The organism is Muricoccus radiodurans (genome assembly GCF_050154705.1).
Classification (GTDB): Bacteria; Pseudomonadota; Alphaproteobacteria; order Acetobacterales; family Acetobacteraceae; genus Roseomonas; species Roseomonas radiodurans.
The window spans coordinates 3,776,130-3,800,586 of the sequence record NZ_CP189561.1; the positions used below are offsets into that span (position 1 = coordinate 3,776,130).

The following is a 24,457-nucleotide window of genomic DNA, read 5'->3' on the forward strand; positions in this document are numbered from 1 at the left end:
CTATGGGTCGGATCGGCGCCGCCTATCGCGCGGCGCTCAGCCCGGCCGCCTGATCCGGCCGAGGAGGCGGAGCGCGCGATCGCAGACCGATGCGCTCCACCCCGGCCCGGCGGACAGGACGCGCGACAGCAGCCCGAGCCCAAGGAACACCGCGGCCGCCGCCAAGCCGAGCGCCGGCAGTCCCAGCCACTCCGCCGCCCGTCCTCCCAGCGCCGAGCCGGCCACATCCCCCATGTTGAGCGAGGCCATGAACAGCGCGAACCGCGTGGCGGCGGTCGGCCCGAGGCTGGCCCGCATCACCGCCGGCGCCAGCGCCACGAAGAGCAGCGCCGGCATCACCGCCGATAGCCCGAGCGCGACGGCGCCGGCCGTGGAGGCCCAGCGCGGATCCTGCGCCAGCAGCGCCACGCCCGCGCCGGCATGCGCGAGGCCGCAGAGAAGGAGCAGGATCGCGAGCGCCCGCCCCGTTCCCGCCCGGTCCGTCCACCAGCCGATCAGCAGCGCCCCTGCGGTGCCGGTCAGCAGCGCCGCGACCGCCTGGAAGCCGGAGAGCGACTCCGCCGACCAGCCCCGGCCCTGGATGAGCTCGACGCCCAGCGGCACGCGGAAGGCCGCGGCGGCGAAGTCGGTCGCGAAGCAGAAGACGAGGAGGCCGATCGCCGTCCCGCCCCGCAGATCCCGCCCCAGGTCGGCCAGCAACGCGAGCAGACCGCGCGATGCCGGCCTCCCGGGTGCGCGACGCAGCGATAGGACGGCATCATCGGCCTCCTCCCGCACGAGCAGCGGGAGGACCAGGACAAGGCTTCCCATGGCCAGCACGCCGGCCGCGGCGGCGTGCAGCCCGAACGCCGGCAGCGCCCAGGCGAAGATCGCCGCCCCGGCCGCGGTGCCGGTGACGAAGCCCACGCGGGTCAGGGCATTCGCGGTGCCGAGACGCGCGGGCGGCACATGGTCCATCACCATCGCGTCCGTCGCCGTGTCGGTCAGCGCCGCGAGCGCGCTGTGCAGGAGAAAGACCGCGCTGATGGCGGGCAGTCCGGCCGGCCCTTCGTCCGCGACCAGCAGCAGCCGCGCCAGGGCGAGGAGGGACGCCGCCAGCGCCGCCACGACCCAGAAGCGCCGCCGCCCCATGGCGAGACCGCCGAAGCGGTCCACCACCGGTCCCCAGAGCGGCTGCAGGATCCAGGGAAGGCCGACGGTCGCGATGTGCGCGCCCACCTGGTCCGCCGTCGCGCCGAGCGCGGCGTAGTGGTTCGGCAGCGCCGTGAGCGCAAAGCCCGCCACGAGCCCCTGATAGGCGTAGAGCGCGACGATCACCGCACCGCCCGCCCGCGGATCCCGCATCAGCGGCGCCCTCACGCGCGGGGATCCGGCGCGGCGGTCAGGACGCAGAAGGGGATGGCCAGCACCAGCCCCGCCACGGCCGGCAGCCCGGCCGCCACCGCGAAGCCCGAGCCGGACGCGATCAGCAGGGCGAGGATCGCGACGCCCGCCGCCGTGTGCGGCCAGAGCAGGGCGGCGGCCTCGCCCCAGCCCACCCGCCGCGCCGCGCGCTGCTGCGCCGCCCAGCCGCCGCGCTGCATGCCGAGCGCGTGGGCGAGCACGGTCAGCGTCTTGTCGAAGGCGGCGAGCGGATCGAAGAGCAGGAGAAAGAAGCTCTCCGCAACGGCGGATCGGAGATAGGCCCACCGCGTGCCCGGCGCGGCGCGGACCAGCGCCACCGCGTGGCCGGCCAGCCGCGGCAGGTGCAGCGCGCCATAGCCAAGCAGCAGCAGCGCGACGAGGGTTGCGCGCGGCGTCCCCTCTCCGTCCGTCGCGGCATTGATCGCGGCGAGCGGCAGCGGGGCGAACCAGAGCGGGGCGAGGAGATAGTGCAGGATCGCCTGCAGCATCTGGAACCGCCCGAGCGCGCCGAGCGCCCGGTCCCGCAGCAGGAAGCGGTACTGCAGGTTTCCCGCCGCCCAGCGCCGGTCACGGGTCAGGAACTCCGGCAGGTTCGGCGGATGGGATTCGAAGGAGTCGCCCCCCTCCGGAGAATTCTCCGGCAGCACCCGCACGCCCCAGCCGGCCGCGTGCAGGCGCGCCGCCTCCACATGGTCGTGCGAGAGGATCGCCGAGCCGTCCGGCAGCGGCGACAGGCGGCAGTGCGCGCGGAAGGGCGGGATGCGGAGCAGCGCGTTGTGGCCCCAGAAAGGGCCCTCGTCGGCCTGCCACCAGTCCTGCCCGACCGCCCAGGTGAGCGAGCCCGGACGGTGCCCGGCGCCGAGCAGCCGGGCAAAGGGCGAGGCCGCGGGACGGCCGGCGATGGTGGACTGAACGAGCGCGAGGCCAGGATCGGTCTCCATCGCGCGCTGAAGCCGCAGCACGGCCTCCGGCGTCATCTCGGAATCCGCGTCCAGCAGGAGCATGAGATCGAAGCCCGCGGCGCGGCGGTCGAGGAACTCCATCACGTTGCCGGCCTTGTAGCCGGTGTTCTCCGCGCGCCGGCGATAGAGCACCATGCCCTCCGGGAAGCAGGCCGCGAGACCGGACACCGCCGCTTCCTCCACCGCGGCGCGCGACCGGTCGGCCGTGTCGGAGAGAATCGCGGCGGCAAATCGCTCTGCGTGTCCCGCCGCGATCAGCCCCTCCAGCAGACAGGCGAGCGGCGGCAGCACCTTCTCCATCGCCTCATCCCGCACCGGCACGGCGATGACCGTGCGCAGCGCCGGCGCGAAGGGCGGGTGCACTTCCTCCCCCGCACGGAGGCGGCGGACGAGCCCGACCAGCCCCGTCGCGGCGGAGAGGCCGAGCCAGGGCACGTTCGCGATGAGGCAGAGAAGGATCAGCGCTTCCCACACCGTCCAGCCGCCGGGGGCGAGGACGCGGAGGCCGAGCGCCAGGAGGCCGAGCGCGGCCAGGATCACGAGCGCCGCGAAGAACCGGCGCCGCGCGGTCGGGCGGGGTGGCCGCGGGGGTGGCCTCACGCCGGCGCGCCGGCCGCACCCCCGATGGGCGACAGGGCGGCGGGCGCCGGGGCAGCGATGACGCGCGGGGATGCCGTGGCCCGGGCGGGCGCGGAATCCCGCTCCCAGTTCAGCGCGTCGGCCACGATGCGGTCCAGGTCGTCATGCATGGGGCGCCAGCCCAGCTGGTGCCGGATGCGGTCGGCGGCGGCGACGACGGCGGGCGGGTCCCCGGCCCGTCGCGGGGCCGGGCGCTGCGGCACGGCATGGCCCGCGGCACGGCCGGCCGCGCGCAGCACGTCCAGCACGGAGTGGCCGCGGCCATAGCCGCAGTTCAGCGTCAGGCTGCCGCCGCCCGCCAGCAGGTGGCGCAGCGCCGCGACATGCGCCGCCGCGAGGTCGGCCACGTGGATGTAGTCGCGCACGCCCGTGCCATCCGGCGTGTCGTAGTCCGCGCCATAGACCGTCACGGCGTCCCGCCGGCCAAGGGCGGCGTCGCAGGCCGCGGCGACGAGGTGCGTGGCGCCGGGCCGCCGCCGCCCGCTGCGGCCCTCCGGATCGGCGCCGGCGACGTTGAAGTAGCGCAAGGTCACCACCGACAGCCCGTGCGCGGCCGCCGCGTCGGCCGCCAGGCGCTCCGCCGCCAGCTTGCTCGCGCCATAGGGGTTGATGGGACGGCAGGGCGCGTCCTCGTTCACCGGCAGCGCCTCCGGCACGCCATAGACCGCGGCGGTGGAGGAGAGGACGAGGCGCGGCACGCCCGCCGCCACCATCCCCTCCAGCAGGCCGAGCGTGGTGCCGAGGTTGTTGCGCCAGTAGGCGAGCGGTCGCGCGACGCTCTCCGGCGCGATGAGGGAGGCGGCGAAGTGCAGCACCGCCACGGCACGGTGGACGCCCAGCGCCTGCTCCACCAGCACGGCGTCGCCGGCCTCGCCGAGAAGGAAGGGGACGCCCGCCGGCACGGCGTCCCGCACGCCGGTCGAGAGATTGTCCAGCACCACGGGCGCGAAGCCCGCGTCCCGCAGCGCCAGCACGGTCTGGCTGCCGATGTAGCCGGCCCCGCCGGTGACGAGGACCGCCGTCATGCCGGCCGCTCCGCCAGCAGCGTCGCGGCCTCGGCGAGCGCGGCCGCGATCCGCTCCCCGACAGTGGGGCTGGTGCAGACATAGGTCGGGCTGGGATGCGGCATCGCCAGCACGGGCAGGCGGGGGCGGGCCGCGCGCAGGACCGGCTCCGCCGCCGCGGCGAAGCGGCCGGCCAGAACGGCGACGCGCAGTCGCGGCAGGACGTCCAGCAGCGGCGGCAGCCATTCCAGCCCGGCGCGCAGCTCCGCCACCCGGGGGGCGCGGTTGAGCGCACCCGGCGCATGGATAATCCAGGGCACCGCGTTCCAGATGAGCGTGTCGCGGCGCGCGATGCGCGCGGCCCCGAGGAAGCGGCGCAGGTTGGCCCCCGTGCCGCCCGGCTTGTCGCGGGAAACGATCGCGTCCTCCCGCACGCGCGGCCCCGGGGTTTCCAGCAGCAGGAGCAGGCGCGCCTCCACGCCGCCATCCAGCGGGTCCGGTTCCGGCACGGGGCGGCCGGTGGCGGCGCGGAGGCGCGCCGCGAGGTCACGGATCGGAGCCGTGTGCGCGGCCGTGCGGAGCAGGGCGTGGCGCGCGGCCAGCTCCGCCGGGTCCGACAGGAGGCCCGCATGGGGCCCGCGCGGTGGCGGCCGCCGGGGCTTCGGCTCGCTTGCGAAACCGGGCGTCATGCGGCGCGCGCCAGGGACGGGATCGCGCCCTGCGACCGGGCGGACTCATGGCCTCCCGTCACGTCCAGGGCGCGATCCAGCCCGTCCAGCCCGCCGAACTGATAGCCGAGCTGCGTGGCATAGGCCGCGCAGGCCGCACGCTTCGCCGCGGGGTCGGTGGGCAACGCGACTTCGGGAAAACGCGACAGCATCGCCTCGAAGGGGCGCCGGGGCGTGTCGGGGCGGATGGTGTAGGGGAAGTCGCGCCACCACAGCACCGGGACGCGCAGATCCATCACCTGAATCGCGCGCACGGTTAGCACGTGGTCCACATGCCCGCCGATCGCCTGCGGCGCGAGGAGAAGGTCCGGTCGCAGTTCGTCCAGCAGCGGCGCGATCGCCTCGGCCGCCGCCAGATGCGCCGTGTCGTCGGAGCGCAGAGGGCCGAACAGCGCGGCCGCCGATCCATAGCCGCGATGCGGCGCCTCGCGCAGCGGCAGGTGGATGGCCTGGGCCCCGAGGGCCGCGCAGGCCTCCCGGTCTTCCGCGCGACGGATCGCCATGTAGTCGGTGTCCGCCGGCAGCCCCTTATCGGTCTGGCAGGCCAGCGCGAAACCGGTGGGCGACGGCACGCTGGCAGTGAAGAGGGTGGCCACCGTCACCTCCCACCCCTCCCGCGCCATCCGCGCGATCGACCCGCCGGCCGAGAAGGCGGCGTCGTCGAGATGCGGCGAGAGGGCGAGGGCGCGCGGCATCAGAGCCACCTCCTCACAGCAGATGCGGCGCCGCGCGGAAGCGGCACTCGGATCGCGGCAGCACGGGATCGACGGTGCCGGCGAAGCGGGTGCCGCGCAGCTCCTCATATACGTCCATGATCTGCCGGCCGACGGCTCCCCAGGAATACGTCCGGCGGCACTCCTCGAGCGCCGTTCCGGCCAGACGCCGCCGCAGCGGCACGTCCTCGATCACCGCGCGGAGATTGACGGCCAGCGCCGGCACGTCGCCGGGGGTGGAGAGCAGCCCGTTCTCCCCGTGCCGCAGGCAGTCCACCACGCCGACGGCGGTGCAGGACACACTCGGCAGTCCGCTCGCCATCGCCTCCAGCACGGTGTTGGAGAAGCCCTCCGCATAGGTCGGGGAGACGAAGACGTCGGCATCGCGATACAGGGCCGGCGCCGCGTCGTAATCGGCGTAGCCGAGGAAGCGAACGCCGAGGCCCAGCTCCGCATCTCGCGCGCGGCAGGCATCAAGGTCCGGGCCGATGCCGGAGATCGCAGCGTCGAAGGCAACGCCCTGCCCGCGCAGCAGGTCAAGGGCGTCGAGGAAGTCCAGCGCGCCTTTCCGCCGGTCCACCCGGCCGTGGTAGAAGAGGCGGACCGGGTCTTCCGCATCCCCCGGCGCGCGTCCCGGCGCGGGGTGGAAGCGGTGCACGTCCACCGCGCCGGGCACGATGGTGAAGCGGTCCCGCGACACGCCGAGCCGCTCCACCACCTCCTGCGCGAAGCTGTCGCAGCCGATGAGCAGGCGGTCGGCGCCGTCCAGCACGCGCAGCATCGCCTGGCGGTGCGTCTCGCAGCAGGAGCCGACCCAGTGGCCGTCGCCGCCCTGGATGGAGACGACCGTCGGCACGCCGATCCGCTGCGCCGCCAGCAGCACGGCCCAGCCATTGGGATAGCCGTACTGCGCGTGAAGGATATCGAAGGGCTTCTTCGCGTGCTCGGCCAGGATGGTCTCGACCATGTCGTCCACGTCGCGCTCGAAGTCGGCGCCGCCGGGCTCGGCGAAGGCCTCCTCGCCCAGGGAGCGGCGGCCGATCACGCGCACATCAGGCACCTCGGGCGGCGGGCCGCCGCCATAGACCTTCGTGCCCGCGGGATCGCCGCGGTACTGGCTGACCATCGTCACGTCATGCCCCGCCGCCACTAGCTCCCGCAGCAGGTTCAGGGCGTAGACGCTCATCCCGCTGATCGCGGGAAAGAAGCGGCGGGAGAGGAAGAGGACCCTCATGCCGCCTTCGCCGGGTGGCAGGCGCGGAGCCATTGCAGGCTCCCCGGGATCATCGTGTCGGCGCGGTGGCTCTCCCGCGACAGCTCGACGCAGACGAGGCGCCGGAAACCGATCCCCTCCAGCGCGTCGAGGCAGCCAGGGACGTCCATGTCGCCCTCCCCGAAGGGCAGGTGGACATGGACGCCGCGCGCCATGTCCTCGATCGCCACGGTGCCGATCCCCGGCGCGAACTCCCGCACCGCGGCGGCGGGGTCGCGCTCCCCGGTGACGATGAGGTGGCCGAGGTCCAGGGCGAGCGTCAGACCCGGCAGGCCGTCGCGCAGGGCCTGCCAATCATCCACCGTCTCCACCAGCATCCCGGGCTCCGGCTCCAGCGCGGCCGTGACGCCGCGGGCGGCGGCATGCTCCAGCACGCGCGCGATGCCGTCCCGCAGCCAAGTCCACGCCTGTTCCCGGTCCACGCCGGGGCGGGGCACGCCAGCCCAGAAGGACATCGCCTCCGCCCCCAGGATCGCGCCGATATCGGTCGCGCGGTTGAGGAAGGCCACGCGCCGGTCGCGCCCCTCCGCGCTCGCGGTCAGCAGCGTCGGCTCGTGCTTTGCACGGGGGTTAAGCAGGTAGCGCGCGCCCGTCTCGATCACGCAGCCCAGGCGCCGGGCCGAGAGGTCGTGGGCCAGGGCCTCGGCGCGCCGCTCCCACCCCTCTTCCATCGGGTCGAGGTGGTGGTGGTCGAGTGTCAGCGCGACGCCGTCGTAACCCGCGTCGGCGATGATCGCGACGGCATCGGCCAGCCGGTGGTTCGCGGCGCCGTTCGTGTTGTAGGCGAAGCGGAGCGTCATGCGGCGACGCGCCCCTGCCGCCGCGCATACTCCATCTGCGCGGAGAAGGTGCCGGTCTCCCGATACATGGGATAGAGGCTGCCGACGATCCGGTCGGCCAGCGCCGCGTCGAACCAGGCCGGGCCGCCGGCGCGCTCCTCGTCCTCCGGCCGCAGCAGGACGCGCTTCGCGCCGTCCTTCGGTGCGCCGACAACCAGAGGGTCGTCGCGGTCGCGCAGGCGCCGCACGCCGCGCCAGCCGATACGGTGATAGCTCATCGTCTCGCTCTCCAGCCCGGGGACGATGACCTTCACCACGCGCACGCCGCCGCCGGGCGGGGAGCAGTCCACGTAGAGCACCTCCAGCCCCTCGGCCGCGAGCCGCTCCACCAGCAGCGCCAGCCGGTCCTTCGAAGAGGCAACCGCCGCCGCCGGCACGGTCGGCAGGTCGGAGAGGCGCCGCCGCTCCCGCTCCGAGAACACGTTCCCCGAGAGACGTCCGCGCAGCGCGGCCGCGTCCTGCCCCATCCACTCCACCATGGCGTCGAGGGCGCGCGGCTCCTCCTCATCCAGCATGGCGACCGCGAGCTGGCGCTCGACGTAGTCGGTCGGCAGGCTGCCACGCAGCAGGGGAACCGGACCGTGGGTGGCCGCCTTGCGCGCGCGGGAGCCGCAGAACTCGAGCAGCGCCTTGCGCAGCGTGCGGGATCGGTCGGGATGCACCGCCTCTCCGCAGGCGGTCACCTGGATCGGCGCGGTGGGCTGGCCGCGATCGTCACCCACCACATAGAGGTTCGCCATGCCGAAATCATCGGCCGCGAGCTTCACGGTGACGCCGATCCCGAGCGACCGCAGATGATCCAGCAACCCCTGCACCTGCGGGTCGTCCACCGCGTCCGGCTCCACCACCCGCCCCTGGTCCAGCGCGCGGTAGTTCACGACGTTCCCGTCGCGCTGCAGCGCCTCCATGATGCCGTGGGCGATCGCGTGTTCGATGTCGAAGCCGGCCCCGAGGCCATTGGTGATCGGCGTGATCAGCCGCGGCTTCTCTCCCAGTTGATAGGGATAGGCCGCGACCCATTCCCGGGGCACGAGCACCGGCTCGCCCGAGGGCCAGCGCCGCGCCTCGATCCAGGGCAACGTCAGGTCCGGCGTGTAGTCGGACCCCGCCGGAAGGCAGAGGGTGAGCGGATCCACCACCGCCCGGTCCCGCGACAGCCCGGCGTAACTGCCGGTGGTGCGCGGGGCCTTGGCGACGTGGTGGTGGACATGCACCTCCTCGCACAACTCCCCGAGCGCGCCGACCTCCGCCTCCACCGTGCTGAAGCCGTAGCCGTAGCCCACCGTCGCCGGCTCGTCCGGCAGGATGAGGTTCGCCTGCACCACCGGCACGCCGGTCCGGTCCAGCTGGTCGATCCGGAAGACGGAGACATGCGCCCCCGCCGGCATCGTGGCACGGAAGGCATCGGCCACCGCGCGAAGATCGTCGCTCATGAAACCTCTCCGGCGCGCTCGCGCAGCGCGCTCATCGGGATGTGCCGCACGCCCGGCGGGCCGCGGAGCTGGTCGTCCAGCACGGCGAGGGCGATCGCGGTGGTGATGCCGGGCGCGTGCTCGAAGGGCGTGCAGACCGTGTCGAAATCGAGCGTGCCGATCACCTCGCGGTAGCGGCGGACCTCTCCGGGGGAGAGCGGGATGCTCTTGTGGAAGGCCTTGTGGGTGGAGACCGCCAGATTTTCCCCCGCCGCGTCCTGGTCCACCTTGAAGGCGTCGCCACAGAAGAGCGTGCGCCGCACCTCGTCATACAGCACGGCCTGGCCCTCGTAGTGGCCGCCGACATGGATCAGGGTCTGGCCGGGCCGCAGCTCCAGCGCCTCGTCATAAGGCCAGGTGACGCGGAACGCCTTCGTCAGGCGCAGGTCGTCCTTCTGGATCGCCATCACCTCCGGCTGGAACACGTCCTGCAGCTGCCAGAGCGCGCCGTAGCCGTGGACATGCGAGGCCGCGAGATAGCGGATGCCGCCGAGGCGCCGGATCTCCTCGATCATCGCCGGCGTGTAGTAGGGCGCGGCCTCGAAGGCGGTGTTCCCATCGGGGTGCAGCAGCAGCCAGCCCGTGCCGTTCAGGCCGAAGGGCGGGGACGTGGTGAACGCCACCATGTCCCGGTCCAGCCGCCGCCAGGAGCCGGTGAGGCGGGACGCCACCTCCTCCTCCCGCAGGAACTCCCAGCCGTCATGCGGCAGGTCGTTGCGCGTGTCCTCGCAGACCGGGCAGCCGCGGGGCTGGAAGTGCTTCTGCCAGAAGCCGCAATTCGCGCAGGCCCAGGGGGTCAGCGGCATGCCGGGTCCCCCGCATAGGCGGCGTGCAGCAGCCGCATCGTGTGCAGGTCGCGCGCGGCGCTGAAGGTCTCGCGGTCCCCGGTGGACAGGGCGCGGGCGAAGGCGGCCATCTGCCGCGCGAAGGGCGACGACGCCATGTCCGCAACGGGCAGGGGGCGCGACGCCCCGCTGGCGTCGGTGTGGGTCACGAGGCCACCGGGCTCCTGGCCCATCGTGTTCTCCGCGACCAGCTGGCCGGCCGAGCCCAGCACCTCCAGCCGGCGGCGCGGCAGGGCGTCGGGGCAGTTGTAGGCGACGTGAAGCTGCACCAGCGCACCGCCCGCCGTGCGGCCGATCAGCGCGGCCCCGTCATCCACGGCATAGGGCTGCACGCGCCGCTGCGTCAGGGCCGCGATCTCCTCCACCGGCTCACCCAGCAGGAAGGCGCAGAGATCCAGCCCGTGCGGCGCCAGGTCCATCAGGGCGCCGCCGCCGGCGCGGCGGGGATCGGCCCGCCAGTTGTCGCCCTCTCCCGTCACGGACCAGTCGGGCCCGAGCCAGCAGGCATAGGCGATCCGGATGACCGTGGGCGTGCCGATCAGCCCGGCCGCGATCGCGTCCCGCATCGCCGCGTGGGCGGGGTGGTGGCGCTGGTCGAAGGCGGTGCCGTAGAGGATGCCGGCGCGCGCGACCGCCGCCGCCATGGCCTCCGCATCCTCTAGCGTCGCGGCCATCGGCTTCTCGCAGAGCACCGCCTTGCCCGCGGCGGCGCAGGCCTCCACGGCGGCGCGATGCAGGTGGTTCGGCGTGGCGACGTACACCGCGTCCACCGCCGGATCGGCCAGCAGCGGCGCCAGGTCGTCCTGCACCGCGGCCCCGGCATGGGCGCGGCGCGCGGCATCCCGCGCGGCCGGCACGGGATCGCAGACCGTTCGCACCGCGTGGCCCGCGGCCAGGATCGCGGGCGCGGCATAGTCGCGCGCCACCCAGCCGTAGCCGGCGATCCCCCAGCCGATGGCGCGTGACGGAAGCAGGCCGTCCGGCATCACCAACGCTCCGGCAGGTCGAGCAGCTCGCGCCGCAGCGCCCAATCAGCGGTGGCCCTGCCAGCGACCGCCTGGGCCGGCGCGTCGCTCTGCGCGGGGTAGGTGGCGCGCGGGCCGTACTCCCGCGCGTAGCGCTCGGAAGGCCAGGCGAGGATCCCCTCCTCGTAGAGCGGGTTGCGGCGAAGCGGCGTTCCTTCGGGCGGCAGCGACAGCGCACCGGAGACAGCGCGCGCCGGGACCAGGCCGGGACCTGCGGCGACGGAGAAGGCCTCCACCCCCGTCAGCGCCGGCGCCGGCGCGGCGCGCGGGGCACGGCGTCCCACCGCGGCGCGGGTCAGCTCGGCGTCGTCGTACACCGTGCCGTCCGGGAAGAGCGCCGCGATCTCCGCCGCCGTCACCGCGGCCCCGGCCGAGAGGTTCGGCCAGTCCCGGTTGTGCACATGGCCGACGGCGAGCCACCCGGCCTCCCCTGCCAACTGGCGCAGCCGCGCGAGGATCGGCGCCTTCGGCTCCAGGAAATAGAAGGCATCGTGGCAGGCGACGAGGTCGAAGCGCGCCTCCTCGGCGATCGGCCAGGGCTGCGCCGCGGCATCAAGGCAGACCAGCTCCGCCTCCGGCACCACCCAGTGGCGGGCCACCCAGAGCTTCGCGAAGACCACGTCCGCGCCCGCCACCGCCACGCCGCGCTGCGCCAGGGCCCGCAGATGCTGACCGATGCCGCAGGCGAGCTCGAAGGCCGAGCGGGGCGCATTCCAGTGCGCCTCCATGAGCGCGAGGCCGGCCAGGAAGGTCGGGTCGCTCCAGCGATGCGTGAAGTAATCGGCCACCGGACCCCAGGCGAGCTGCGCCATCGCGCCCCGGAGCGTCAGGCGATCGCGGTCGCGCACCAGGGCGCGGAGGTCGCGTGGGTTGGCGGCCGGGCCACGCCACCAGTCATCCTGATCGGCGAGCAGCAGGACCAGCGCGCCCTCCGCATCGCCGTCGTCCAGCCGAGCCAGGGCTTCGCGCGCAAGCTCGGACCGGGACGCCCGGGCGAACAAGATCCCGTCCAGCACGGGCCATCGCCGGCCGGCGGCGTCGCGCCGGGAATGCGGTGTATCGGGTGTCATGCGGCGAGGCCCATGGCGGCGAGCAGCCGGTCCTGGAAGGGCTTCACCGGTCCCTCATGCACCAGCGCCATGTCGTGCAGGACGGTGCGCATCGTGGCGCGGCCGGCGCGCAGGTGCTGTTCGATCTGCAGCACGCGGTCGAGCGTGTCGGCGGCATGGAAGGCGCGTCCCTCCGGTGTTCCGGCATCGGGCAGGATGCGGCGGGCCGCGCGCACCCGGTCCGCGAGAGCGTCCGGCAACTCGCCCAGGGCAAGGTCGGTGGCGCGGGCGAAGGCGGGCTCCAGATGCTCGCCCAGCAGCACCTCCCCCGCAAAGCCGGAATCCGGGATCAGCGCGTTGTGCAGGTGATGCGCGAGGGAGGCGAGGAAGACCACCCCTGGCTCCGCGCCATAGGTCGGGGCCAGGAGGACGCCGTAGACCGCCACCATCAGGCAGTGCTCGGCGTGGTTCTCCGGGGGCTCCAGCAGCAGGCGCGGCTTGCCGGGGCAGGTCACGCCGGCCCGCGGCTGCCCTGCGAGGCGCGTCACGAAGGACGGCGCCGTGACATCCGGTGCCGGCGGCGCGTCCAGACCAGGACGCAGCACGGCGCGCAGGGCGGGATCGAATTCCGCCACGGCTTCGTCCAGCGCGCGCGCCAGCACGTCATGCGCGGCGGTGGGCGACAGGCCGACCGCGGCCATCGCGGCCGCGTCGATGTCCCCCATCCGCGTCGCAGCCAGCGCCGCCGCGGTCGTGGCACGCCAGACCCCATCCACCGGCGCGCCGCCGATCAGGCGGCCCCACGCCTGGACGAAAAGCCGCTCCGCGATCGAGCCGTCCCGCCGGGCGGAGCGGACGCGCTTGAGGTCGCCCAGCTCCCGCAGGGGATCGAGGAACCGCGCGGGCGGCGCGGGTGACTCCGCGCCGACGATCCCGTCCATGCCTGCCTCGGCTCCCTTCGCTAGCCGGGCGCTCCGAGCCAATCCATCAGGATCCGCTCCTGCGCGTGGAAGGCGTGCTCCGGCGCGTGGCCGTTCGCCACCATCGGCGCCTTGAAGAAGAGCGAGAGCTGCTCCTGCACCCCGCCCTCGCCGCGCTGCTGGGCGAGGTCAAGGACGCGGGCGATCTCGATCGCCAGCGGCGCCGCGAGCACGCTGTCCTTGCAGAGGAAGTTCACCTTGATCTGCATGCGGTGGCCGAGGAAGCCGGAGACGTCGATGTTGTCCCAGGCCTCCTTGTCGTCGCCGCGCGGGCGGTAGTAGCGGATGTCCACCACGTGGTCCTCCACGCGGTAGCCGAGGATGCTGTCCAGCACGCTTCCCTTGGTGTCGAGCTTCGAGGCGAGGCTGTCCGGATCGCGCAGCGCCTCCCCGTCCCGGTTGCCGAGGATGTTGGTGGAGAACCACCCGTCCACGTGCAGCGCGCGGGACCGCAGCGCCGGGGCGATGACGGTCTTCATCATCGTCTGGCCGGTCTTGCCGTCCTTGCCCGCCACGGGGACGTTTCGCTTCTTCGCGAGCTCCTTCAGCGCCGGCGCGTCCGCCGCGACGGAGGGCGTGAAGTTGCCATAGGGCACGCCGCTCTCGATCGCGGCGTAGGCGTAGAGCATCGCCGGCCCGATCGAGGGATCGTCGCGGTCCAGCGCCCGCTCGAACGCGTCGAGTGAGTGCAGTGCCGGATCGTCGCCCGGCGTGCGCTCGGTGGAGGCGAGATTGATCATCACCACCGAATCCGCGCCGCTCGTGTCGCGGAAGCGGCGCAGGTCTGCGGCGATGGCGTCTACCGCCGCGCGGTGGCCGGGCGCCTCGTGCTTGTTGGCGCCGTCCACGCCGCGGCAGAAGGCGCCGCTGCCGACCGCGGGCCAGGGCCGAATGGCGGAGAGCGCGTCCTGCGTATCAGCGACCTGCGCGTCGCTGAGCACGCGATGATGGCGCGCGGCGGAGGACAGGTCTGATCCGTCCAGGTCCCAGCCGCCGAACACGATGTCCCGGTAGTCCACCATGCCGGGAACCGAGACATCGCCCAGCGGAAGGCCGTCGAGGCGGTTCGCGCCGGCACGGATCACCTCGATTCCCGCGGCCGCCGTCGTGGCCACGGCACCGCCAAGTCCGACCACCGCCACACCCACGCGGCGTGCCGACTGCGCAACTGACATTCCCAAATCCCAACCTCGTTCCCGGCTGGAATTAGGTTGATCCGATACTCCGCCAATCACGAGCGCGTGCGCCTCTCGGGCGGGCCTGCTCGCGGCTCAAGCTTTCCCGAAAGGCACTCCGGGCCGGAGCGAGAGCTTCAGCGGCAGCGCGTCGCCGGAAAAAGACGGCCCGTGGCGAGGTTCCGGATCTGCATGAAGTCCGGGCCCTGGATCTGGTAGTCCCAGCGGGTGCCGGGCCGGTTGCTGGCGGAAGCGACCGTGCTCGTCGTGAAGCCATCGGCGCGCAGCGCGGTCACGCGCTCCACGTCGACGCTTCCGCGCGGCCCGCGGAAGGTGATGAGATCGCCATCGAGCGACCAGACATAGGTGTCGCGGGAGCAGTCGCCGGTGGGCGAGGTGGTCCAGGCCCCCATGTAGCTGGCGAGCGGGATCTGCGCCCCGGCGGCCGTGGACAGGACCATGAAGGCGAGGATCGCCAGACCGCCCAACCGCTTGCGCATCGCACCCCTGCCCCGCCGCCGTCGTTGCATTGACGCACCGTCGGGGACGGCGCGTCAACGCAGGGTTCGGTCAGCGCGCCGGGGCGCTGATCGAGGCATAGGCCGCGAGGCAGGCCATATCGAGGATCTGGTTCACCCCCGCAGCAATGGACAGGATCTGCGCGGGCTTTGACAGCCCCATCAGCAGCGGCCCGATGGTGGTCGAACCCGACAGGCGCGGCATCGCCTTCGTCAGGATGTGCGCCGCGTGCAGCCCCGGCATCACGAGCACGTTCGCCGGCCCCGTCAGGCGGCAGAAGGGGTAGAGGGCGTGCAGAGACGGGTCCAGCGCGACGTCCGCGGCCATCTCGCCCTCGTACTCGAAGCCGGGATCGCGCTCGTCGAGCAGCCGCACCGCCTCGCGGATGGAGCCGGGGATGGTGCCGCGCGGATCGCCGAAGTTGGAGAAGGAGAGGAAGGCGACGCGCGGCTCCAGCCCCAGGCGCCGGGCCGCGGCGGCGGACTGGGTCGCGATCTCCGCCAACGTCTCGGCGTCCGGCCGCTCATGGATTGCGGTGTCGGCCACCAGCACCGTGCCCGCGCGGCGGGACAGCATGAGCGTCAGGCCGAAGAGCGTTCCCGCGCTGCCCTGCGAGGAGGGCGCCGGATCGATCGCGATGGTGATGCCCTTCAGCGAGGCGGAGTAGGAGCGGGTGGTGCCCGTCACCATCGCGTCCGCGTCGCCCATCGCCACCATGCAGGCGGCAAAGACGTTGCGGTCCAGGTTCACGGCGCGCTGCACGTCGCGGAACAGGAACCCCTCGCGCTGCTTCCGCCCGTACAGATATTCGGCGTAGCGCCGGTTGCTGTCCGAGAGCGCGGCGTTGTGGACCTCGACGCCCTCCGGCAGCGGCACGCCCAGGGCCGCGACCACCGCGTTGATCCGGTCCTCCCGTCCCACCAGCACGGGCGTGCCGTAGCCGGCGTTGCGGAAGGCGATGGCGGCGCGGATCGTCTTCTCCTCCTCGCCCTCCGCGAAGACCACGCGGCGCGGGTTCTGGCGCACGCGCTCGGTGATCGCCTCCAGCGCGCCACCGGCCGCGTCCAGCTTCTGCGCCAGGTCGCGGGCGTAGCGATGCAGGTCGGTGATCGGCTTGCGCGCCACGCCGCTGTCCATCGCGGCCTTCGCCACGGCGGGCGACACGCGGGAGATCAGCCGCGGGTCGAAAGCGTGGGGGATGATGTAGTCCGGGCCGAAGCGAAGGCCGTAGCCGCCGCCGGCGCCCGCCACCTCCTCCGGCACGTCCTCCCGCGCCAGCATCGCCAGCGCCTCGGCGGCGGCGATCTTCATCTGGTCGTTGATCGTGCTCGCGCGCACGTCGAGCGCACCGCGGAAGATGAAGGGGAAGCCGAGGACGTTGTTCACCTGGTTCGGGTAATCCGACCGCCCCGTGGCGATGATGCAGTCGGGACGCACGGCGCGTGCCTCTTCCGGCGTGATCTCTGGGTCCGGGTTGGCCATGGCGAAGATGATCGGCTTCGGCGCCATGGAGCGGACCATCTCCGCCGTCAACGCGCCCTTCTTCGACAGGCCGAAGAAGATGTCGGCCCCCTTCAGCGCATCGGACAGGCTGCGCGCCGCCGTCTCCACCGCGTAGCCGGACTTCCACTGGTTCATGCCCTCGGTCCGGCCGCGCCAGAGGACGCCCTTGGTGTCACACATCAGGATGTTGGAGGTGCGGATGCCCATGGCCCGCGCCAACTCCGCGCAGGCGATGCCGGCCGCGCCCGCGCCGTTGATGACGAGCGTCGTCTCCTTCAGGTCGCGACCGGTCAGGTGGCAGGCGTTGATCATACCGGCCGCCGAGACGATGGCAGTGCCATGCTGATCGTCGTGGAAGACCGGGATGTCCATCACCTCGCGCAGCCGCTGCTCGATGACGAAGCACTCGGGCGCTTTGATGTCCTCCAGATTGATCCCGCCGAAGCTCGGACCGAGGAAGCGGACGCAGTTCACGAACTCGTCCACGTCCTCCGTGTTCACGCAGAGGTCGATGCTGTCCACATCCGCGAAGCGCTTGAACAGCGCTGCCTTGCCCTCCATGACCGGCTTCGACGCGACGGCGCCGAGGTTGCCAAGTCCGAGCACCGCCGTGCCGTTGGAGATGACGGCGACGAAGTTGCCCTTCGCCGTATAGTCGTAGGCCAGTGTCTCGTCGCGCGCGATGTGCAGGCAGGGCTCGGCGACGCCGGGAGAATAGGCGAGGGAGAGGTCGCGCGCCGTCGCCAGGGGCTTCGTCAGGCGGATTTCCAGCTTGCCGGGCCGCCCCTCGGCGTGCAGCGCGAGGGCCTCCTCCGCCGTGATGCGAGCGGTGCGGGAATCGGCACCGGGCTGGGCACGCGACACGTCGTCCATCAAGGGGCCTCCCATCTTGGAGGCCTATATGGGCCGGCCGCGGGGGGCGCGTGAAGCGGGGCGTTGCGGGAAATTCACCTCTCGCAGGTGCGAAGCAAGGTCGGGGGAGGCGGACGTATACGTCAGCCCCACCCCCCTCTTTACCATTATCAGGCTGCCGCGGAATGCGGATCCGGGAGAGCCCATCGCCGGATTCCGCGGTGGCCCGACAAAAATAGAAGGGGGTCCGGGGGAATACCTTCCCCCGGCCTTTTCCTCACGTCCTCCGGATGTTCCAGGGATAGGGCGTGCTCCCCTCCAGCATCCCCGTCAGGTTCCGCCGGAACGCGGTGCGGATGGTGAACTGCCCCAGCGGGATGGTCGCCACTTCTTCCAGCCCCAGCCGCCCGAGTTCGGAGGCGATGCGGCGCTGCGCGGCCTCGTCCGGCGCCTCGATCCAGGCCTGGGTCAGTTCCTCGGCCCGGTCGTTCTTCCACCAGCCGAACCAGCCCGCGTCGCCCTGGCCGCGGATCAGCGGCGACATGGCCGGGCTGCCATAGGTGTTGGAGGTGCCGGTGGTGTGGAAGATGCTCCATCCCCCGCGCTCCACCGGCTCGCGGGAGTTGCGGCGCTGGATCACCGTGCCCCAGTCGCTCTCGGCCAGTTCGACGTTCGTCCCCAGCCGGCGCAGCGCGTCGTTCGTCACCTGGCCCAGCGGGCCGATGTCCGGGAAGTCGGTGGGGTTGATGATGACGATCTTCGCGTTGGAGTAGCCCGCCTCCCGCAGCGCCGCGCGCGCGGCGTCCAGGCTGCCGGGCATCAGGTCCGGGTGTTCCTGGAAATAGGGCGTCTGCTTCGGGAAGATGCTGCGGCAGGTGGACCACAGGGCGGTGTCGTCGCCCTGGGCCGCGCGCATGTAGTCCTCCTGCACGACGGAGCGCAGCACGGCGCGGCGCATCCGCACGTCGTTGAAGGGCGGCTGCAGGTTGTTCAGCCGCATCAGCGCCATGCGGCCCTGCGTATCCAGGATCTCCCGGCGGATCTCGCGGTTGCGGGCCAGCATCGGCTGCAGGTCGGTCAGCGGCCGCTCCCACCAGTCCACCTCTCCGTTCGTCAGCGCGGCGGCGGCGGTGGAGGGATCGGTGATGATGTGCCACTCGATCCGCTGCATATGCGCGATCTTGCCGCCGGAGGCGCGCTCCGGCGCCTCCTGCCGCGGCACGTAGCCGTCGAACTTCTCGTACACCACGCGGGAGCCGGAGTTGTACTCGCTCGCCACGAAGCGATAGGGGCCGGAGCCGATCATCTCCGTCACCGCCGTGTTCGGATCGGTGCGGGCCAGGCGCTCCGGCATGATGAAGGGCACGCTGGCGTCGGGCTTGGCCAGGGCGTCCAGCAGCAGCGGGAAGGGGCGGGACAGACGGACCTCGAAGGTCCGGTCATCCACCGCGCGCCACTCCTGGGCCACGCGGGCGACGAGCTGGCCGAAGGGATCGCGGACGCACCAGCGCTGGATGCTGGCGACGCAGTCCGCGGCGCGCACGGGCGTGTTGTCGTGGAAGCGCAGCCCCTCCCGCAGGCGGAAGCGGTAGGTCTTCCGATCGTCGGAAAGGGTATGCCCCTCCACCATCTGCGGCTGCGGCCGGTCCTGCTTGTCGGTCGCGTAGAGCGTGTCGAAGACGTAGTAGCCGTGGTTGCCGGTGACGGTGGCCGTGGTCCAGATCGGGTCCAGGCTGGTCAGGTTCGCCTGCGGCACGAAGCGCAGGGTGCGGGCGCGCGCGTCCTGCCCGATCGCCGGCGCGGCCAGGGAAAGGGCCGGCAGCGCGGCGGCGGCCCCGAGAAGGGTTCTGCGGTGCATTCTGGACGTCTCCCGGCGGTCGTTGCCGGGCGGGAGACTGCGCCGCCGCCACACCGCGCCGCAAGCCGTCCGCGCCCCCTGGACCGTGCCGGGTGCCGGGCCCTACAGGATTCGGGATGACCCTTCCCTCCCCTCCCTCGGCCGAGGGCGCGACGCCCGCGATGGCGCAGTGGTTCGCGGCGAAGGCGGCGCATCCGGACGCGCTCGTCTTCTTCCGGATGGGCGACTTCTTCGAGATGTTCTTCGACGACGCGCACACCTCGGCGGACGTGCTGGGACTCGCCGTCTCCCACCGGGGGGAGCATGGCGGGCAGCCCGTTCCGATGGCGGGCGTGCCGGCGCACGCGATGGAATCCTACCTCGCCCGCCTGATCCGCCGCGGCTTCCGCGTCGCGGTCTGCGAGCAGATGGAAACGCCGGAGCAGGCCAAGGCCCGCAAGGCCTCCGCCGTGCGGCGGGAGGTGGTGCGGATCGTCACCCCCGCCACGGTGACCGAGGACGCGCTGCTGGACGGCGCCCGCCCCTCCTGGCTCCTGGCCCTGGCACCGGAAGGCGGGGACCGGGTGGGCGCGGCCTGGCTGGACGTCTCCACCGGCAGCGCCTGCACGGAGAGCCTGCCGGCCGCCGAACTCGGCGCCCTGCTCTCCCGCCTGGAACCGGCGGAGGTGCTGGCGCCGCCCGCCCTCGCGGCCGGGGACGCGCTGACGCCGCTGGGGGGCGTGGTGCGGGAGGCGACGCCGCCCCGCGACGCCGAGCGCCGCGCCGCCGAGGCTTGGGGCGTGGCGAGCCTCGCCGCCTTCGGCTCCTTCACGGAGGGCGAGGCAGGGGCACTCGCCATGGCGCTGGACTATGTCCGCGCCGCCGGGGCCGGCACCCTGCCCCGCCTCGCCCCGCCGGAGCCGCGCGGGGGCGAGGGGACGCTGCGGATGGACGCGGCCACCCGCCGCTCCCTGGAGATCCTGAAGGCAGAGCGGGGCGGGAAGGACTGTCTCCTGGCCGCGGTGGACCGGACGCTGACGGCGGCGGGGGCGCGGGAGCTGGCCGCCCGGCTGGGCACGCCGCTCGCCGATGCCGCGCCGATCGCGGCGCGGCATGATGCGGTGGGGTTCCTGCTGTCCGCCGACACCGTGCGGCGCGACCTGCGGGATGCGCTGAAGGGCGCGCCGGACATGGCCCGCGCGCTGGGCCGCCTCTCGGTGGAGCGGTTCTTCCCCCGGGACCTCGCGGCCCTGCGGGACGGGCTGTCCCGGGCCGAGGCGATGCGGGCCGCCCTCGCCAACGCGGCCGGCACGCCGCCCGTGCCGCGGCTGCTGAGCGACGCCGCCCGGTCGCTGGTGCCGGAGAACTCCCCCCGGGCGGAACTGGCGCGGGCTCTGGCCGCCGAGCTGCCGGCCCGGTTCGAGGATGGCGGCGCGGTCGGCCTCGGCTATGACGGGGAACTGGACGCGCTGCGCCGCCTGCGGGACGACGCGCGGGGCGCGATCCTGGCGCTCCAGATGGACCTCGCCCAGGCCTGGGGCGTGGCCAGCCTGAAGATCCGGCATCACCAGCAGCTCGGCTTCCTCGCCGAGGTCCCGGCGGCGGCCGGGGAGAAGCTGCTGCGGGAGAAGCCCGCCCCCGGCCCGATGGCGCCGATCCACCGGCAGAGCATGGCCAATGCCCACCGCTTCACCTGCGGCGCGCTGTCGGAGCTCGACCGCAAGCTCTCCCAGGCCCGGGACGAGGCGTCCCGGCGGGAGGCCGCGGTGATCAGGCACCTCCGCAAGCTCTGCCTCGACGCGGCCCCCGGAATCGCCGCCGCCGCCGAGGCGATGGCGGAGCTGGACGTCCATGCCGGGTCGGCCGAGATGGCCGCGGGCGGCGGCTGGTGCCGGCCCGACATGCCGGACCGGCCGGAATTCTGCGTCGTCCAGGGCCGTCACCCCGTGGTGGAGGCGGCGCTGCGCCGGAATCGCGGCCCGGCCTTCGTGCCGAACGACGCCGATCTCTCGCCGGGCCGGCGGGTCTGCCTGCTGACCGGACCGAACATGGCGGGCAAGTCCACCTATCTCCGGCAGAACGCGCTGATGGTGGTGCTCGCCCAGGCCGGGCTCTTCGTGCCGGCGGAATCCGCACGGATCGGCCTGGTGGACCGGCTCTTCTCCCGCGTGGGCACGGCGGACGACATCGCCGGCGGCCGCTCCACCTTCATGGTGGAGATGAGCGAGACGGCGGCGGTGCTGAACGGCGCCGGCCCCCGCTCCTTCGTCGTGCTGGACGAGGTGGGGCGGGGCACCGCCACCTGGGACGGGCTCGCCATCGCCTGGGCGGTGCTGGAGGCGCTGCACGACCGGCTGCGGCCCCGCACCCTCTTCGCCACCCATTTCCACGAGCTGACCGCCCTGGCCGGCAAGCTGCCGGAGGTGGCGCCGGCCACCATGAAGGTGCGGGAGCACCGGGGGGCGGTGGTGTTCCAGCACCTGGTCGGCCCGGGGACCTCGGAGCGGTCCTGGGGGCTGCACGTGGCCCGGCTCGCCGGCGTCCCGCGGGAGGTGGTCGCGCGAGCCGAGGTGGTGCTGCACTCGCTCGAGGAGAGGGCGCGGGGCCTCGACCCTTTATCGGGCGAGTTGCCCCTCTTCGCCGCCCCGGCCACGCGACCCGCGGCGGCAGCGGCCCCAGCCCAAGACCCTCTGCGGGACGCGCTGGAAGGGGTCGATCCGGACAGCCTCGCCCCGCGAGAGGCGCTGGAAGCGTTGTATCGTCTGAAATCGCTCCTGGGAGCGCATGACGAGCCTGTTGCAGCGCAGCGCGCATGATTATCTTCGGTTAAATGAACAACCCCGGCCTCGGCGCTGCCGAAGCACCGACCCTGACGACCGCGCCCCACCCCCACGGCGAACTGGCCGCGCTGGCCGCCAGCCCGCCCCCTTCGCGCGACATGGCGCTGGGACTGCTGCGACGCCATCTCGGGCGCCTCCAGGGCGGGATGCAGGCGCGGTTCGAGAGCGAGAAGCTGGCCGGGCTGGTGGCCGCCCGGGCCCTGGCCGGGGAGATGGACGGGCTGATCCGGGCCATCCACCGCTACAGCCTGGCGATGATGGGGGAGGATGCGCGGACTCCCTTCGCGCTGGCGGCCACCGGCGGCTACGGGCGCGGGGTGCTGGCGCCCTTCTCCGACATCGACCTGCTCTTCGTCTCGGATGCGCCGCTGGACCAGGCGGGGCGGCGGACAGTGGAGTTCATGCTCTACCTCCTGTGGGATCTCGGGGTGAAGGTCGGGCACGCCACCCGCTCCATCCCCGAGTGCCTGGAGGATGCGCGGTCCGACACGACGGTGCAGACCGCGCTGCTCGACTCCCGCTTCCTGGACGGGGATGCCGGCGTCTTCGCGCACTTCGACACGGCCTTCGCCGCGGCGCGGAAGGAGTGGGGCATGGCCCAGTTCCTCCACGCGAAGCAGATCGAGCGGGGTCAGCGCCACGCGCGCTACGGCGATTCCCCCTATCTGGTGGAGCCGCACATCAAGGAGGGGCGCGGCGGGCTGCGCGACCTCCAGACGATGTACTGGCTGGTGAAGTACGCCTTCGACGTGGACAAGATGTGGCAGATCGTCGGGCCCGAGAGCCCGGGGGGCGGCCTTCTCACGGCACAGGAGGCCCGGGCCTTCCGCCGCGCCTGGTCCTTCCTGTGGACCGTGCGCTTCCACCTTCACTACGTCACCGGCCGCGCCGAGGAGCGCCTGACCTTCGACCTGCAGCCCGTGGTCGGCGCCCGCATGGGCTACACCCGCCATGGCAAGCAGGACGGCGTCGAGCGCTTCATGAAGCACCTCTTCCTGACGGCGCGGGAGGTGGTGCGGCTGAAGCGGCTGCTGGAGCCGGCGATCGAGCGCGCGGCGCTCGGCCCGCCCGCCCTCCAGGCGACGCCAGACAAGGCCCTGGCCGCCGCCGGGCTGACCATCGCGGACGGAAAGGTGCTCTTCGCGCCGACCTTCGACATCGCCGCCGACCCCGCCGTGATGTTCCGGCTGATCCAGGCGGTGCGGGACCGCGGCCTGGAGCCGCATCCCCTGGCGCTGCGCGCCCTGATCCGCAACGCCCGCTACATCGGGCGGCTGCGCGCGACGCCGGCGGCCAACGCGCTTTTCCTCGACATCCTGACCGGCAAGCAATCCGCCCGCTGGATCCGCGCGCTGAACGAGGCGGGGGTGCTGTCCCGCTTCATCCCGGACTGGGCGCGGATCGTCGGGCTGATGCAGTTCGACACCTACCACGTCTTCACCGTGGAGGAGCACACGATCGAGGCGATCGGCGTGCTGAACGGGCTGGAGAAGGGCGAGCTGGACAGCGTGGCCCCCGTGGCCTCCGAGCTGGTGGGGCAGCTGCAATCGCGGCGGGCGCTCTATGTCGCGGTGCTGCTGCACGACATCGCCAAGGGGCGGGGCGGCGACCATTCGGAGCTCGGCGCCGGGATCGCGCAGGCGCTCTGCCCCCGGCTGGGCCTTTCGCCCGAGGAGTCCGAGACGGTCTCCTGGCTCGTGCTGAACCACCTCCTGGTCAGCCAGACCGCCTTCAAGCGGGACATCGACGACCCGAAGACGATCCTCGACCTGGCCGAGACGGTGCAGTCGCCGGAGCGGCTGCGGCTGCTGCTGGTGCTGACGGTCTGCGACATGCGAGCGGTCGGGCCGAAGGTCTGGAACGGCTGGAAGGCGACCCTGCTGCGGGAGCTCTACTGGCGCGTGGCCGAGGTGCTGGCCGGCGGCCTGTCCGTGCCGGAGCGCGACGTGCGCGTCGCCCGCGCGCGGGAGGCGGCGGCGGCCATGCTGGTCGGGCGGCCGGAGAAGGAGGTCGAGCGCTTCCTCTCGCTCGGCTATCCCGGCTACTGGCTGTCCTTCGATCCCGAGACGCATGCCCGCCACGCCGCCCTGATCCGGGAGGCGGAGTGCACGAAGGCCCCGCTGACCGTGCGGACGGAGGTGCTGGAGGCCCGCGCCGTGACGGAGGTCACGGTCTATGCCGCGGACCATCCGGGGCTCTTCTCCCGCATCGCGGGGGCGCTGGCGATCGCCGGGGCCTCCATCGTGGATGCGCGCATCCACACCATGACGAACGGCATGGCGCTGGACACGTTCTGGGTGCAGGACGCGGCCGGGGGCGCGCTGGACGCACCGCACCGCCTCGCGCGGCTCTCCGTGCTGATCGAGCAGGCGCTGTCCGGCCGGCTGCGCCTGGCGGACGAGATCCGCAAGGTGAAGCGGGAGCCCGCTCGGCTGCGGGCCGTGACCATTCCGCCCCGCGTCGTGATCGACAACCACGCGAGCAACACCCACACCGTCATCGAGGTGAACGGCCGCGACCGTCCGGGCCTGCTGCACGACGTGACCGCCGCGATCTCGAACCAGGGGGTGCAGATCGCGTCCGCCCATGTCACGACCTACGGCGTGCGGGCGGTGGACGTCTTCTACGTGAAGGACCTGTTCGGGCTGAAGGTCGAGAACGAGCGCAAGCTGGACGGGCTGCGCGGGGCGGTGCTGGCCGCGCTCGGCAACGGCCCTGGTCCCGGGGAGCCGGCCCGGGCCGCATAGCGGCGGCCGGAACCCGGCCGGGCGCCGGGCGTTCCCTCTGCTCGACGGAGG

18 protein-coding genes are annotated in these 24,457 nt (G+C 73.1%); 2 read left to right on the forward strand and 16 right to left on the reverse strand.

Annotated features, from left to right (window positions below):
• Window positions 1–36 precede the first annotated feature (36 nt).
• From ACP6CK_RS17810 to ACP6CK_RS17885, 16 genes are all read right to left on the reverse strand, one after another.
• The gene (locus ACP6CK_RS17810; protein WP_426954643.1) at window positions 37–1,359 is read right to left on the reverse strand and encodes an MFS transporter; all 1,323 of its coding nucleotides are present in this window, start codon (window positions 1,357–1,359) and stop codon (window positions 37–39) included.
• Window positions 1,356–2,966 carry a glucans biosynthesis glucosyltransferase MdoH gene (mdoH, locus tag ACP6CK_RS17815; RefSeq protein ID WP_426954644.1) on the reverse strand — a complete coding sequence of 537 codons (1,611 nt, stop codon included), beginning with the start codon at window positions 2,964–2,966 and terminating at the stop codon, window positions 1,356–1,358. Before mdoH ends, ACP6CK_RS17810 begins: the two co-directional genes overlap by 4 nt.
• Complete coding sequence (gene galE, locus ACP6CK_RS17820; RefSeq protein WP_426954645.1) at window positions 2,963–4,030, reverse strand: UDP-glucose 4-epimerase GalE; 1,068 nt, start codon at window positions 4,028–4,030, stop codon at window positions 2,963–2,965. The genes mdoH and galE overlap by 4 nt, the downstream gene beginning before the upstream one ends.
• Window positions 4,027–4,698, reverse strand: coding sequence for a uracil-DNA glycosylase (locus ACP6CK_RS17825; RefSeq protein ID WP_426954646.1), 672 nt, complete (start codon window positions 4,696–4,698; stop codon window positions 4,027–4,029). Before ACP6CK_RS17825 ends, galE begins: the two co-directional genes overlap by 4 nt.
• Entirely contained in the window at window positions 4,695–5,432 is a 738-nt protein-coding gene (locus ACP6CK_RS17830) for a PIG-L deacetylase family protein (RefSeq protein WP_426954647.1), read from the reverse strand. Before ACP6CK_RS17830 ends, ACP6CK_RS17825 begins: the two co-directional genes overlap by 4 nt.
• A 13-nt stretch (window positions 5,433–5,445) precedes the next feature.
• Window positions 5,446–6,684 (reverse strand): glycosyltransferase family 4 protein, encoded by a 1,239-nt coding sequence (locus ACP6CK_RS17835; protein ID WP_426954648.1) that lies wholly within the window; start codon window positions 6,682–6,684, stop codon window positions 5,446–5,448.
• Complete coding sequence (locus ACP6CK_RS17840; protein ID WP_426954649.1) at window positions 6,681–7,523, reverse strand: sugar phosphate isomerase/epimerase family protein; 843 nt, start codon at window positions 7,521–7,523, stop codon at window positions 6,681–6,683. Before ACP6CK_RS17840 ends, ACP6CK_RS17835 begins: the two co-directional genes overlap by 4 nt.
• Window positions 7,520–8,995 carry a YcaO-like family protein gene (locus ACP6CK_RS17845; protein WP_426954650.1) on the reverse strand — a complete coding sequence of 492 codons (1,476 nt, stop codon included), beginning with the start codon at window positions 8,993–8,995 and terminating at the stop codon, window positions 7,520–7,522. The genes ACP6CK_RS17840 and ACP6CK_RS17845 overlap by 4 nt, the downstream gene beginning before the upstream one ends.
• The gene (locus ACP6CK_RS17850) at window positions 8,992–9,840 is read right to left on the reverse strand and encodes an MBL fold metallo-hydrolase (RefSeq protein ID WP_426954651.1); all 849 of its coding nucleotides are present in this window, start codon (window positions 9,838–9,840) and stop codon (window positions 8,992–8,994) included. Before ACP6CK_RS17850 ends, ACP6CK_RS17845 begins: the two co-directional genes overlap by 4 nt.
• Window positions 9,831–10,865, reverse strand: coding sequence for a Gfo/Idh/MocA family protein (locus ACP6CK_RS17855; RefSeq protein ID WP_426954652.1), 1,035 nt, complete (start codon window positions 10,863–10,865; stop codon window positions 9,831–9,833). The genes ACP6CK_RS17850 and ACP6CK_RS17855 overlap by 10 nt, the downstream gene beginning before the upstream one ends.
• On the reverse strand, window positions 10,865–11,920 hold the full coding sequence (locus ACP6CK_RS17860) for a class I SAM-dependent methyltransferase (RefSeq protein WP_426954653.1): 1,056 nt from the start codon (window positions 11,918–11,920) through the stop codon (window positions 10,865–10,867). The genes ACP6CK_RS17855 and ACP6CK_RS17860 overlap by 1 nt, the downstream gene beginning before the upstream one ends.
• Before the next feature lie 50 nt (window positions 11,921–11,970).
• Window positions 11,971–12,894 carry an HD domain-containing protein gene (locus ACP6CK_RS17865; protein WP_426954654.1) on the reverse strand — a complete coding sequence of 308 codons (924 nt, stop codon included), beginning with the start codon at window positions 12,892–12,894 and terminating at the stop codon, window positions 11,971–11,973.
• A 20-nt stretch (window positions 12,895–12,914) separates the two neighbouring features.
• Complete coding sequence (locus ACP6CK_RS17870) at window positions 12,915–14,108, reverse strand: inositol-3-phosphate synthase (RefSeq protein ID WP_426954655.1); 1,194 nt, start codon at window positions 14,106–14,108, stop codon at window positions 12,915–12,917.
• A gap of 137 nt (window positions 14,109–14,245) precedes the next feature.
• Window positions 14,246–14,608 (reverse strand): hypothetical protein, encoded by a 363-nt coding sequence (locus tag ACP6CK_RS17875; RefSeq protein WP_426954656.1) that lies wholly within the window; start codon window positions 14,606–14,608, stop codon window positions 14,246–14,248.
• Between the two features lie 70 nt (window positions 14,609–14,678).
• Window positions 14,679–17,003: an NADP-dependent malic enzyme gene (locus ACP6CK_RS17880; RefSeq protein WP_426954657.1), complete on the reverse strand. Its 2,325-nt coding sequence runs from the start codon at window positions 17,001–17,003 to the stop codon at window positions 14,679–14,681.
• A gap of 256 nt (window positions 17,004–17,259) precedes the next feature.
• A complete protein-coding gene (locus ACP6CK_RS17885) occupies window positions 17,260–18,840 on the reverse strand; it encodes an ABC transporter substrate-binding protein (protein WP_426954658.1) in 1,581 nt (526 codons plus the stop codon).
• Between the two features lie 116 nt (window positions 18,841–18,956).
• Between ACP6CK_RS17885 and mutS the strand changes: the two genes are divergently transcribed.
• The gene (gene mutS / locus ACP6CK_RS17890) at window positions 18,957–21,635 is read left to right on the forward strand and encodes a DNA mismatch repair protein MutS (protein WP_426954659.1); all 2,679 of its coding nucleotides are present in this window, start codon (window positions 18,957–18,959) and stop codon (window positions 21,633–21,635) included.
• Between the two features lie 14 nt (window positions 21,636–21,649).
• Complete coding sequence (locus tag ACP6CK_RS17895) at window positions 21,650–24,406, forward strand: [protein-PII] uridylyltransferase (RefSeq protein ID WP_426954660.1); 2,757 nt, start codon at window positions 21,650–21,652, stop codon at window positions 24,404–24,406.
• The last annotated feature ends 51 nt before the right edge of the window (window positions 24,407–24,457 follow it).

Coding starts and splice junctions, on each gene's coding strand:
- galE (WP_426954645.1), bottom strand. CDS start 4,030: ATGACGGCGGTCCTCGTCACCGGCGGGGCCGGCTACATCGGCAGCCAG.
- ACP6CK_RS17825 (WP_426954646.1), bottom strand. CDS start 4,698: ATGACGCCCGGTTTCGCAAGCGAGCCGAAGCCCCGGCGGCCGCCACCG.
- ACP6CK_RS17830 (WP_426954647.1), bottom strand. CDS start 5,432: ATGCCGCGCGCCCTCGCCCTCTCGCCGCATCTCGACGACGCCGCCTTC.
- ACP6CK_RS17835 (WP_426954648.1), bottom strand. CDS start 6,684: ATGAGGGTCCTCTTCCTCTCCCGCCGCTTCTTTCCCGCGATCAGCGGG.
- ACP6CK_RS17840 (WP_426954649.1), bottom strand. CDS start 7,523: ATGACGCTCCGCTTCGCCTACAACACGAACGGCGCCGCGAACCACCGG.
- ACP6CK_RS17845 (WP_426954650.1), bottom strand. CDS start 8,995: ATGAGCGACGATCTTCGCGCGGTGGCCGATGCCTTCCGTGCCACGATG.
- ACP6CK_RS17850 (WP_426954651.1), bottom strand. CDS start 9,840: ATGCCGCTGACCCCCTGGGCCTGCGCGAATTGCGGCTTCTGGCAGAAG.
- ACP6CK_RS17855 (WP_426954652.1), bottom strand. CDS start 10,865: ATGCCGGACGGCCTGCTTCCGTCACGCGCCATCGGCTGGGGGATCGCC.
- ACP6CK_RS17865 (WP_426954654.1), bottom strand. CDS start 12,894: ATGGACGGGATCGTCGGCGCGGAGTCACCCGCGCCGCCCGCGCGGTTC.
- ACP6CK_RS17870 (WP_426954655.1), bottom strand. CDS start 14,108: ATGTCAGTTGCGCAGTCGGCACGCCGCGTGGGTGTGGCGGTGGTCGGA.
- ACP6CK_RS17875 (WP_426954656.1), bottom strand. CDS start 14,608: ATGCGCAAGCGGTTGGGCGGTCTGGCGATCCTCGCCTTCATGGTCCTG.
- ACP6CK_RS17880 (WP_426954657.1), bottom strand. CDS start 17,003: ATGGACGACGTGTCGCGTGCCCAGCCCGGTGCCGATTCCCGCACCGCT.
- ACP6CK_RS17885 (WP_426954658.1), bottom strand. CDS start 18,840: ATGCACCGCAGAACCCTTCTCGGGGCCGCCGCCGCGCTGCCGGCCCTT.
- mutS (WP_426954659.1), top strand. CDS start 18,957: ATGACCCTTCCCTCCCCTCCCTCGGCCGAGGGCGCGACGCCCGCGATG.
- ACP6CK_RS17895 (WP_426954660.1), top strand. CDS start 21,650: ATGAACAACCCCGGCCTCGGCGCTGCCGAAGCACCGACCCTGACGACC.